This is a genomic window from Pseudomonas sp. P1_C12, assembly GCF_056406435.1.
The window spans coordinates 289,267-301,625 of sequence record NZ_JBFUAE010000005.1; the positions used below are offsets into that span (position 1 = coordinate 289,267).

At 61.7% G+C, this 12,359-nt stretch carries 8 protein-coding genes; all 8 read left to right on the forward strand.

Annotation, left to right across the window (positions count from 1 at the left end):
* Window positions 1-347: 347 nt before the first annotated feature.
* Window positions 348-914, forward strand: coding sequence for an RBBP9/YdeN family alpha/beta hydrolase (locus AC1D19_RS11735; RefSeq protein WP_477763273.1), 567 nt, complete (start codon window positions 348-350; stop codon window positions 912-914).
* A 124-nt stretch (window positions 915-1,038) separates the two neighbouring features.
* Window positions 1,039-3,042 carry a DUF1302 domain-containing protein gene (locus AC1D19_RS11740; protein ID WP_477763274.1) on the forward strand — a complete coding sequence of 668 codons (2,004 nt, stop codon included), beginning with the start codon at window positions 1,039-1,041 and terminating at the stop codon, window positions 3,040-3,042.
* 41 nt (window positions 3,043-3,083) lie between these two features.
* Entirely contained in the window at window positions 3,084-4,442 is a 1,359-nt protein-coding gene (locus tag AC1D19_RS11745) for a DUF1329 domain-containing protein (RefSeq protein WP_477763275.1), read from the forward strand.
* A 166-nt stretch (window positions 4,443-4,608) separates the two neighbouring features.
* Window positions 4,609-5,700: a WD40/YVTN/BNR-like repeat-containing protein gene (locus tag AC1D19_RS11750; RefSeq protein WP_477763276.1), complete on the forward strand. Its 1,092-nt coding sequence runs from the start codon at window positions 4,609-4,611 to the stop codon at window positions 5,698-5,700.
* A 16-nt stretch (window positions 5,701-5,716) separates the two neighbouring features.
* Window positions 5,717-8,236 carry an efflux RND transporter permease subunit gene (locus tag AC1D19_RS11755; RefSeq protein WP_477755135.1) on the forward strand — a complete coding sequence of 840 codons (2,520 nt, stop codon included), beginning with the start codon at window positions 5,717-5,719 and terminating at the stop codon, window positions 8,234-8,236.
* A gap of 6 nt (window positions 8,237-8,242) precedes the next feature.
* Entirely contained in the window at window positions 8,243-10,021 is a 1,779-nt protein-coding gene (locus AC1D19_RS11760; protein WP_477763277.1) for an acyl-CoA dehydrogenase C-terminal domain-containing protein, read from the forward strand.
* A gap of 24 nt (window positions 10,022-10,045) precedes the next feature.
* The gene (locus AC1D19_RS11765) at window positions 10,046-11,689 is read left to right on the forward strand and encodes a fatty acid--CoA ligase (RefSeq protein WP_477763278.1); all 1,644 of its coding nucleotides are present in this window, start codon (window positions 10,046-10,048) and stop codon (window positions 11,687-11,689) included.
* A 190-nt stretch (window positions 11,690-11,879) separates the two neighbouring features.
* Entirely contained in the window at window positions 11,880-12,224 is a 345-nt protein-coding gene (locus tag AC1D19_RS11770) for a potassium channel family protein (protein ID WP_477763279.1), read from the forward strand.
* Window positions 12,225-12,359: the final 135 nt, after the last annotated feature.

The window sequence follows — 12,359 nt, forward strand, 5'->3', positions numbered from 1 at the left end:
TTCCCTGGGCCTATGGCGATTGGCGTGAGCGTGGCGACTATATCCAGCGCATCAACAGTTGAACAGTTGTCATGTCGTTGATGGATTTCATGCTGTCCGGTCACCCATCCTCTACGCTGCAGGGAGCCATCAGCGCTCATCCGTTGATTACAGTGACCTTGCGCCAACCTGGGGGATTTTTCGACCAGTGGTCGCGCTGTCCTGCTGTCCGACAATTTGTCATCAAAAGAAAAGTGCCTGACGTCCAATGTAAAGCGCTGCGGGTGGGCGCTCTTTAATGTCGACACTACAAAAAGCCCCTGGCGAAAACAGCCAGTCGAGTTATCGAGAAAGCGAAGGTGTTGACCGTGGACAAACTGCAAACTGCCGCCACCATTCTGATCGTTCCGGGTCTGCGCGAGCACGTGGCCGAACATTGGCAAACATTGCTTGCAGCCAGGCTGAGCAACGTGCGCAGTGTTGCGCCGCTGGAGACCGACAAGCTCGATTGCATGGCCCGTGTGCGGGCGATTCAACACGAACTCGAACAGATCGACGGCCCCGTGATTCTGGTGGCCCACAGCGCCGGCGTGCTGATGGTCGCGCACTGGGCGGCGCACTACAGCCGTCCGATCAAGGGCGCCTTGCTGGCCGCGCCACCGGACCTCGATGCGGTCTGGCCGTCAAACTATCCATCTTCCGAGACCCTGCGTAACCAGGGCTGGAACCCTCTGCCACAAGGCCCGCTGCCATTTCGCAGCATCGTGGCCGGCAGCACCAACGATCACCTTGCCAGTATGCCTGCGGTCACCCGGATGGCAGAAGGCTGGGGCGCCGAATTGCTCAATCTGGGCGATGTCGGCCATCTCAATCCGGCCGCAGGATTTGGCCATTGGCAGCAAGCCGAGGCACTCATCCAGGAGCTGGATCGCTAGTACAAGGAGCTGGACTGGCAGTACGCCAACCGGCATTTGCCCTCATTCCTTAAACGCAAACCCGAAGAGGCTTGCGCGAGGGCGGCTGCGCTTAAAACAAATACAAAAAGGCGGAGACAACGCAATGCACAACAATAAGAGTCACGGCTTCACCGCTCCACGCTACACCTTGCTGGCCTCAGCCATTCTTGCGGCAACCCTACCGGTGGCCCATGCGGCCGAGATCGAGACGGGGAATCCGGACTGGAACGTACGCGTGGATAACACCATCAAGTACAACTACGGCGTGCGCACCGAAAGTGCCGACAAGCGCATGTTGGCAACCCCGAACAACAACGACGGCGACTACAACTTCCGCAAGGCCGGTACCAACATCACCAACCGTATCGACCTGTTGACCGAAATGGACGTGGTCTACAAGAACGCCATGGGCTTTCGCGTCAGCGCCGCCAGCTGGTACGACAAGGCCTATGACAATACCGGTTCCAATTCCAACCCGTTCGTCAACGGCAACGATGCGCGCTCGGGCCTGATCGCCAACGACCCGCGCCTGGCCGGGGTCACCCATGACAACGTTGGCAACGGCAGCCCGCACCTGAGCAATTATGCCCAGCGCTACTACAGCGGTCCTTCGGGCGAAATCCTCGATGCCTTCGTGTTCTACAGCACCGAAGTGGGCGAGGAGTCGATGTTCAGCGTCAAGGCCGGTCAGCACAACGTGTTCTGGGGCGAGACCATTCTCAACCCGGTGCACTCGGTCAGCTACGGCCAGTCCGGCCTCGACCTGGCCAAGCTTGCCGCGTCGCCGGGTACCGAGGCCAAGGAACTGTTCGTTCCGCGTAACCAGTTGTCGATGACGTTCACCGTCAATCCGGAATTGACCGTGGGTGCCCAGTACTTCCTCGATTGGGACGCCGCGCGTCTGCCGGAAGCCGGTACTTATTACGGTGGTTCCGACCTGGTCGGCTTTGGTGCGCAATCGTTCCTGCTCGGCAACACCAACGCCGTGGTGCCTGGCAGTCCGCTGGGTTGTGGCCTGGCGCCGTGCAACGCGTTGACCAACGTGCGTCGCGGCCATGACCTGACGCCGGGCAGCAGCGGCGACTGGGGCGTCATGGCCAAGTGGTCGCCGGCCTGGCTCGATGGCACCCTCGGTGTCTACTACCGCGAGACTTCGGAAATCCTGCCGCAAGCCTGGCTGGACGCCAGGGGCATTACCTCGGCCAACCCCAACGGCACTCGGCCGGCAGGGCAAGTGCCTGCGGTGATCAACACCCTCAATTCGCTGGACACCGCCACCTATCAGATGGCCTATGCCGACAACATCAAGATCGTCGGCCTGAGCCTGTCCAAGGACGTGGGCGGGATCAGTGTCGGTTCGGACCTGAACATCCGTCACAACATGCCGCTGGCCAGTATCCCGGCGATCGTCAGTACCCGCAGCCCGCTGGGTCTGGGGCAAGGGCTTGGTCTGCTGCCTGCACGTACCGACGCCACCGGTGTGGTCTACGACACCCCGAGCCGCGGCGACAGCATGAGCGCCACCGGTGACACCTTGCACTGGACGCTCAACGGTCTGATGACCCTGCCGAAAACGCCGGTGTTCGATCAGGCAACCGTGCTTGCCGAGCTGTACTACAGCAACCTGCTCAAGCTCGATAGCAAGAACGAAGCGCTCTACAAGGGCAAGGACAGCTATCGCGGCATCGACGCGCCGACCCGGGACAACTGGGGCATCGCGGTCAACTTCACACCGACCTGGTACCAGGTGTTTCCCGGTGTCGACCTCAACGCGCCGATGTCGGTCAACGTCGGTCTCGCCGGCGTGTCACCAGTCTCTGGTGGCGGTGCCAAGGACACCGGCAACTATGCCGTGGGCGTCGGTGCCGTTGTGTACAACAAATACTTCGTTGACCTGAAGTACGTGGACTCCTTCGGCAAAACCGAAAAATGCAACGTCAGCGGTGTGAGTACCGGCCCGAACGGTGGTGACGGCTCCACGCCTAACGCCTTTAGCGGCAACGAGAACTACGCCTGTTTCGCCGGTGGCTACTCGTCCTTCTCCGGAGGTGGTGCCACGACTGAGGACCGTGGCGCCGTGTACCTGACGATGAAAACAACATTCTGATTCACCACTGATTTGCTCAATGCAAGCAGGAGAATAACAAGATGAAATTTGTAAAAACCGTGTTGGCCGCTTCGCTGGCCATGGTCCTTGCCGCTCAGGCACAGGCTGCTGTTTCAACTCAGGAAGCTGCCAAACTGGGCACCAGCCTGACACAGGTAGGGGCTGAAAAAGCCGGGAACGCTGATGGTTCCATTCCTGCCTACAACGGTGGCTTGACCACTGCGCCGGCCAGCTTCAAAGCCGGCGACAGCATGCGCCCGGATCCGTTTGCCAGTGAGAAGCCGCTGCTGGTGATCGACGGCAAGAACGTCGATCAGTACAAGGGCATGCTCACGGCGACCACGGTAGAACTGGCCAAGCGTTTCCCGACTTTCCGTGTCGACGTGTTCCCGACGCACCGCACCGTGTCGCTGCCTCAAGCGATTCTGGATAACGGCGTGAAGAACGCCAGCGGCGCCAAGTCCCTGGAAGGTGGCCTGGCCATCGACAACGTACTGCCGGGCATTCCGTTCCCGATTCCGCAGTCGGGCAACGAAGCGATGTGGAACTTCCTGTTGCGCTACCAAGGCGTCAGCATCAGCTCCAAGTACGACTCCTGGAACGTCGACTCGGCCGGCGTGGCGAGCCTGGCGACCACCGGGCAAGCGAACATCTCCTACCCGATCTATGAAAACCTCTCGCAGCCGATCAGCAGCGCCGACGTGTACTACCAGATGAAGCTGGCGTACACCGGCCCTGCGCGCCGGGCCGGTGAGGCGATCATGCTCAAGGACGCCGCCAACCCGTTGCAGCAGCCACGTCGCGCCTGGCAATACTTGCCGGGGCAGCGTCGAGTCAAGCTGGCTCCGAGCCTGGCCTACGACACGCCAAACCCTGGTACCGCCGGTGCGGGCACCTACGATGACGTGTTCGTGTTCAACGGTGCACTGGATCGCTACGACTGGAAACTGGTCGGCAAGCAAGAAATGATCGTGCCCTACAACACCTACAAGCTGACCTACGTGCAGGATCCTAAGTCGCTGACCACTGCCAATCACCTGTCACCGGACTTCGTACGCTGGGAAAAACACCGCGTATGGGTCGTTGAAGGCAACCTCAAGGCCGGTGCCCGTCACATCTACGCCAAGCGCCGCTTCTACCTCGACGAAGACAGCTGGACCGCTTTGGCCTCGGATCAATATGACGCTCGTGGTCAGCTCTACCGTGGCTCGTTTGCCTTCCTGAGCCAGAGCTATGACAAGCAGGTTCCGGACTCCACGCCGTTCATGATCTACGACCTGGTCGGCGGTTCCTACAACATCAACGGTGTAGTCGGCCCTTACGGCGGCATCAAGTACATCGAGCCGCTCTCCAAGGCCCAATGGTCTTCGGAATCCCTGGCCGGCGCCGGTATTCGCTAAGCCAACCGCAATGTAGGAGCGAGCATGCTCGCGATGGACGTTAACGATTACGCGTGTTTTCAGGATGCCCGCGTCGCCCTCAGGTCCATCGCGAGCAGGCTCGCTCCTACAACTGCATGAGCTGCACGGCGCGAGGTGTGGCGCGGTTTTCCGAAGAGGACGCAGTATGTGTTCGTATAAAAATAATATTTTGCGGCTGGCGTTTGGTGTCGTGCTCGGCCTGTCGCAGGGCGTCACCCATGCGGCCGAGTACGTCGATGTGCTGGACCTGCCTGCCAGGGTCAGTGCCTTGGCCATCAACAGCCCGTTGTCCGGAATGACCCGCGCCGGTGGGCGCGTGATTACCGTCGGCCAGCGTGGCCATATTATGTTTTCCGATGATTCGGGAAACCACTGGCAACAGGCCGCCGTACCGGCCAGTGCCGACCTCACTGCGGTGAATTTTCCGACCGCCACCCAAGGCTGGGCGGTGGGTAATGACGGCGTGGTGCTGCACAGCAGCGACGCTGGCGCGACTTGGCAAAAGCAACTCGACGGTCGTCAGATCGGCGCCTTGCTGGTCAAGCATTACACGGCGCTGGCCAGCGCCGAGCCGGGCAATGAGCAATGGCCGCTGCTGGTCACCGAGGGCCAGAAGCTGGTCGATCAGGGCGCGGACAAACCGCTGCTCGACGTCTGGTTCGCCAACGACAAGACCGGCTATGTGGTCGGTGTATTCAACCTGATCCTGCGCACCGACGATGGTGGCCTGACCTGGACGCCATTCCAGGACCGCACCGACAACCCACAGGGTTTCCACCTCAACGCCATCGCCTCTACCGGCGACGGTTTGTACATCGCCGGCGAGCAGGGCCTGTTGCTCAAATGGGACGACAGCGCCCAACGCTTCAATGCCGTGCCGACGCCTTATCCAGGCAGCTTCTTCGGCGTGCTCGGCAAACCCGGCGAAGTGCTGGTCTACGGCCTGCGCGGCAACGTGCTGCGCAGCACCGACGGCGGCCAGAGCTGGACCGCACTGGACACCGGTCTGCACGTCAGCATCACCGCGGGCCTGATCGATGCCCGTGGCAACTATCGCTTGTTCACCCAGGGCGGGCAGATGCTGGTCAGCCAAGGCACGGGCGCGCAGTTGCGTCTGAAGCAGCAGCCGGCACCGACCCCGGTCGCCGGCGCCACCCAGTCCGCCGATGGCGCCTTGGTACTGGCCGGCAGCCGTGGTGCCCGGACGTTGTCCGCCGATCCAGCCCTCGAACCCTAAGAGCGAGAACCCAGACATGGGCAATATCAAACAAGACGCCATGCCGGTGATCCGCGAACTGCGGGATTTCGACCAGCGCTCCGGCAACCTCCTCGAACGGCTGGTGTTCAACTACCGCCCGCTGTTCATGCTGCTGATGGCGCTGGCGACCGTGGTGCTGGGCTTCATGGCCGTGACTCGCCTGGAGTTGCGCCCAAGCTTCGAAAAAATGATTCCCCAGAGTCAGCCCTACATCCAGAACTTCCTGGAAAACCGCGCTTCGCTGCGCGGCCTGGGCAATTCGGTGCGGGTAGTGGTCGAGAACACCCAGGGCGATATTTTCGATCCGCAATACCTCGACGTGCTCAAGCAGGTCAACGACCAGCTGTTCCTCACCGAAGGCGTCGACCGCGCGTGGATGAAGTCGCTGTGGAGCCCGGCGGTGCGCTGGACTGAAGTCACCGAGGACGGTTTCCAGGGTGGCCCGGTGATGCCCGACAGTTATCAGGGCTCGCCCTCCGACATTGAACAGTTGCGCCAGAACATCTCCCGCGCCGGTCTGGTGGGCAGCCTGGTGGCCAGCGACTTCAAGTCGACCATGCTGATCGTGCCGCTGATGGACAAAGCCGCCGCCGGTGGTCAACGCATCAACTACCACGCGTTCTCGCAGATGCTCGAAGAGCAGTTGCGCGACAAGATCGAATACGCCGGCGACAGCGCGGCGCGTAAATCCGGGGTCGAAGGCACCGGCCATTACAAGGTGCGGGTGATCGGCTTCGCCAAGCTCATGGGCGACCTGATCGACGGCCTGATCCAGGTGATGATGTTCTTCGGCCTGGCCGTGGTCACTTCGCTGATCATCATTTACGGCTACACCCGTTGCGTGCGCAGCACTCTGCTGGTGGTCGGCTGCTCGCTGATCGCGGTGGTCTGGCAACTGGGTATTGTCGCCTGGCTCGGCTACGCCATTGATCCGTACTCGGTGCTGGTGCCGTTCTTGATCTTCGCCATCGGCGTGTCCCACGCCGCGCAGAAGATGAACGGCATCATGCAGGACATCGCCCGTGGCACCCATAAACTGATCGCTGCGCGCTACACCTTCCGCCGTCTGTTCATCGCCGGTGTCACCGCGCTGCTGGCCGACGCCGTGGGCTTCGCCGTGCTGATGCTGATCGATATCCCGGTGATCCAGGATCTGGCGATCACCGCCAGTATTGGTGTCGCCGTGCTGATCTTCACCTCGTTGTTGTTGATGCCGGTGGCGCTGTCCTATGTCGGTGTGGGCGCGAAAGCTGCCGAGCGTGCGCTGAAAATCGACAACCGCGCAGAGAAGCACAAAGGCTTCGGCAGACTGTGGGACGCGCTCGATCGCTTCACCACCGCCAAGTGGGCCACGGGCGCAGTAGTGGTCGCGGTGTTGATGGGCATTGGCGGTTACATGGTCAGCCAGAACCTGAAAATCGGCGACCTCGACAGCGGGGCGCCGGAGCTGCGCGCCGACTCGCGCTACAACCGCGACAACGCCTACATCACCCAGCATTACGCGCTGTCCAGCGACCTGTTCGCGGTGATGATCAAGACCGCGCCGGAAGGCTGCCTGAACTACAAGACCCTGGTCCTCGCCGACCGCCTGGCCTGGGAACTGCAACAGTATCCGGGCGTGCAGGCGACCGCGTCCTTGGTCAACGCGGTACGCCAGATCACCGCCGGCACCTACGAAGGCAACCCCAAGCTCAACAGCATCCAGCGCAACCAGGACGTGCTGAACTACGCCGCGCAACAAGCCTCGGTCAACTCCCCGGAGCTGTTCAACACCGACTGCTCGCTGATGCCGGTGATCACCTTCCTCAAGGATCACAAGGCCGAGACCCTGGACGCGGTGGTGGCGATTGCCGACAAGTTCGCCAAGGAAAACAGCACCGCGGATCGCCAGTTCCTGCTCGCTGCCGGCACCGCCGGGATCGAGGCCGCGACCAACATCGTGGTGCGCGAAGCCAACCGCACCATGCTGCTGTACGTGTATGCGGCGGTGACGCTGTTCTGCCTGATCACCTTCCGCAGCTGGCGCGCCACGCTGGTGGCGCTGTTGCCGCTGGTGCTGACCTCGATCCTCTGCGAAGCCTTGATGGTGGCCATGGGTATCGGTGTGAAAGTCGCGACCCTGCCGGTGATCGCCCTCGGCGTGGGCATCGGCGTGGACTACGCCTTGTACCTGCTCAGCGTGCAACTGCACTTCCAGCGCCAGGGCCTGCCTTTGTCCCAGGCCTACCGCAACGCCGTGTCGTTCACCGGCCGGGTGGTCGGGCTGGTGGGCATCACCCTCGCTGCTGGCGTGGTGTGCTGGGTCTGGTCGCCGATCAAGTTCCAGGCCGACATGGGCATCCTGCTGACCTTCATGTTCCTGTGGAACATGCTCGGCGCGCTGATCCTGATTCCGGCCCTGTCCTGGTTCCTGCTGCGCGAACGGGCCCCTCAGCCCGGTTCTGTCGCGGTAACCGAAAACGCTGAATCCACTGAACGTCCCGGCATGCCCCATGCCGTGACCACTTCCGAGTAAGCCAAGATGTCTGATTACAAAGCTCCCCTGCGCGACATGCGCTTCGTACTCAACGAGGTTTTCCAGGTGTCCCGGCTCTGGGCGCAATTGCCCGGCCTGGCCGACGTGATCGATGAAGAGACCGCCGCCGCCATCCTTGAAGAGGCCGGCAAGATCAGCGCCGAAGTGATCGCGCCACTGAACCGCGCCAGCGACGAACAGGGCTGCACCTGGAACGACGGCGCGGTCACCGCTCCGGACGGTTTTGCCCAGGCCTATCAAGCCTTCGCCGAAGGCGGTTGGGTGGGTGTCGGCGGTGATCCGCAGTACGGCGGCATGGGCATGCCCAAGGCGATTTCGGCGCAGGTCGAAGAGATGGTCAACTCGGCCAGCCTGTCGTTCGGCCTGTACCCGATGCTGACCGCCGGCGCCTGCCTGTCGATCAAGGCCCACGCCAGCGAAGAACTGAAAGCGGCTTACTTGCCGAACATGTACGCCGGCACCTGGACCGGTTCGATGTGCCTGACCGAAGCCCATTCCGGTACCGACCTTGGCCTGATCCGCACCAAGGCCGAACCCCAGGCCGATGGCAGTTACAAGGTCAGCGGCAGCAAGATTTTCATCACCGGTGGCGAGCACGAGCTGACCGAAAACATCATCCATCTGGTGCTGGCGCGACTGCCGGATGCACCGGCCGGGCCGAAAGGCATCTCGCTGTTCCTGGTGCCGAAAGTGCTGGTCAACGCTGACGGTTCGCTGGGTGAAAACAACGCGCTGTCCTGCGGCTCCATCGAACACAAGATGGGCATCAAGGCCTCCGCCACCTGCGTGATGAACTTCGACGGCGCCACCGGCTGGATCGTCGACGCACCGAACAAAGGCCTGGCGGCCATGTTCACCATGATGAACTACGAACGTCTGGGCGTGGGCATACAAGGCTTGGCACAGGGCGAGCGTTCGTACCAGAACGCCGTCGCCTACGCCCGTGACCGCCTGCAAAGCCGTGCACCGACCGGCGCGCAGCACAAGGACAAAGCGGCCGACCCGATCATCGTGCACCCGGACGTGCGCCGCATGCTGCTGACCATGAAAGCCTTGAACGAAGGCGGCCGTGCGTTCTCCAGCTACGTGGCCCTGCAACTGGACATCGCCAAGTACAGCGAAGACGCACCGACACGCCAGCGCGCGCAGGATCTGGTATCGCTGCTGACCCCGGTGGCCAAGGCATTTCTCACCGACATGGGCCTGGAGACCACCCTCCACGGCCAGCAGGTCTTCGGCGGCCACGGCTACATCCGTGAGTGGGGCCAGGAGCAACTGGTGCGGGACGTGCGCATTACCCAGATCTACGAAGGCACCAACGGCATCCAGTCGCTGGACCTGGCCGGGCGCAAGATCGTCGGCAGCGGCGGGGCGCTCTACCGTTTGTTCGCTTCGGAAATCCGCAACTTCACCGCCACTGCCTGCGCGGACCTCGGCGAGTTCACCCAGCCGCTGAACGCCGCCGTCGACACCCTCGACGACCTGACCGCGTGGCTGCTCGACCGGGCACAAAACAACCCGAACGAAATCGGCGCGGCCTCGGTCGAGTACCTGCACGTGTTCGGCTACACCGCGTACGCCTACATGTGGGCGCGTATGGCCAAGGCCGTCATGAGCGGCGATGGCGAAGACGATTTTTACACCAGCAAACTGGCCACCGCACGTTTCTACTTCGCCCGGTTGCTGCCGCGTATCCACTCGTTGAGCGCATCGGCCAAGGCCGGCAGCGACTGCCTCTACGAGCTGCAAGCCGATCAGTTCTGATCGAAAGGACAAGGAACCTTAAACATGATGGCGACAAAAATAATTCCGCCCGCCGACGGCGCTTATGCCTATCCCTTGCTGATCAAGCAACTGCTGCTGTCCGGCATGCGCTACCAGCCGGGCCGGGAAATCGTCTACGCCGACAAGCTGCGCTACAGCTACCAGACCCTCAACAAGCGTATTCGCCGCCTGGCCAATGCGCTGACGGCGGCCGGGGTCAAGGCCGGTGACACCGTGGCTTTACTCGACTGGGACAGCCACCGTTACCTGGAATGCTTCTTCGCCGTGCCGATGATCGGCGCGGTGCTGCACACCGTGAACATTCGCCTGTCGCCGGAGCAGGTGTTGTTCACCATGAACCACGCCGAAGATGACCTGGTGCTGGTGCATGATGATTTCCTGCCCCTGATCGAGCAGATCCAAGGTCGGCTGGAAACCGTTAAAGGCTACCTGCAGCTCACCGATGACGAGGCGACCACGACCTCGCTGCCGGTGCTGGGCGAGTACGAACACCTGCTGTCCCTGGCCCCGGACCAGTACGACTTCCCCGATTTCGACGAGAACTCGGTCGCCACGCTGTTCTACACCACCGGCACCACCGGCGACCCGAAAGGCGTGTACTTCAGCCACCGGCAACTGGTGCTGCACACCCTGAATGCCGTCGGCACCCTGGGCGTCTATCAGGGCCAGCCGCTGCTGCGCTCCGACGACGTGTACATGCCGATCACGCCGATGTTCCATGTGCATGCCTGGGGCGTGCCGTATGTCGCGACCCTGATGGGCATCAAGCAGGTCTACCCCGGCCGCTATGAGCCCAACAGCCTGGTCAAGCTGTACCGCGAAGAGAAGGTGACCTTCTCCCACTGCGTGCCGACCATTTTGCAGATGATCCTCAACTGTGAAGAAGGCAAGGCGACCCGTTTCGACGGCTGGAAAATGCTCTTGGGCGGCAGCGCGCTGACCCTGGGCGTGGCCAGCGAAGCCAATGCCAAAGGCATGGTGGTGCACGCCGGTTACGGCATGTCGGAAACCTGCCCGTTGCTGTGTCTGACGTATCTGCGCAATGAAGACCTGCAACTGTCCGCCGAAGCGCAACTGCCGATCCGCATCAAGACCGGCACGCCGGTGCCGATGGTCGACCTGAAGATCATCGACGCCGACGGCAACGATGTGGCCCATGACGGCGAGTCCCTGGGCGAGATCGTGGTGCGCGCACCATGGCTGACCCAGGGCTATCTGAAAGCCCCGGACAAAGGCGCGGAACTGTGGCACAACGGCTGGCTGCACACCGGCGACATGGCCTCGATCGACAAGCTGGGCGGCGTGGAAATCAAGGACCGCATCAAGGACGTGATCAAGACCGGCGGCGAGTGGATCAGCTCACTGGAACTGGAAAGCCTGATCAGCGAACACCCGGGCGTGATGTCCGTCGCCGTGGTGGGCATTGCCGACGAACAATGGGGTGAACGCCCCATGGCCATGGTCGTCTGCGAGCCGGGGCAATACCTCGACCGCAAGATTCTGGAGGTTCATTTGCAAGCCTTCGTCGACGGCGGGCGCATCAACAAATGGGCGATCCCGAAGCAGTTCAAGTTCGTGACCGAAATCCCCAAGACCAGCGTCGGCAAGATCAACAAGAAGCTGATTAGGGAAACTGAAGCGAACTGAGGGATAAACCTGCAACAAATTCAACAGTGGGCTGTTTCTGGATAGTTTGCGGGGCGTCATCTTTGTCATAGTCCTCGCCAAAGATAACGCCCCGTTGGTCGCAGTTTTCAGCGCTTGTGCCAAGCTGAACGGGGTATTGAACCGCCGCGTATTCAACTGCCGGCCAGTCAAACCCAAGGAAGCCCACGCCATGAACCTCGCCCGTGCAGCAAACGTCCGCAAGGAGTTCTACAAAGCCGTCTGGTTCTATTTCAAAGTGGTGTGGCCGATCTTCTCGATACTGCTGTTAGTGATCGTTGCGTTTGGCCTCGTCATCGCCCAGCTGGAAGGGTGGAGCCCTGATGACGGTGTCTACTTTGCCTTCGTGACCGGACTGACCATCGGCTATGGAGAACTGGTGCCAAAACTGGGTGTGTCGCGAGTGCTGGCGATCCTGCTGGGTTTCAACGGCGTGCTGATGACCGCGACATTCGCGGCGATCAGTGTCCGGGCCATTGAAGTGACCGTGACGGCGGCGAGGAAGGGGGAGGAGTAGGGCAAATCCCAACCCCAACACACCCCCCCTGTAGGAGCGAGCCTGCTCGCGATAGTGGTACTTCAGCCGGCAAAAATGCTGAATGTTAAGCCGCCATCGCGAGCAGGCTCGCTCCTACAGTTTTTTCAGCCAGCA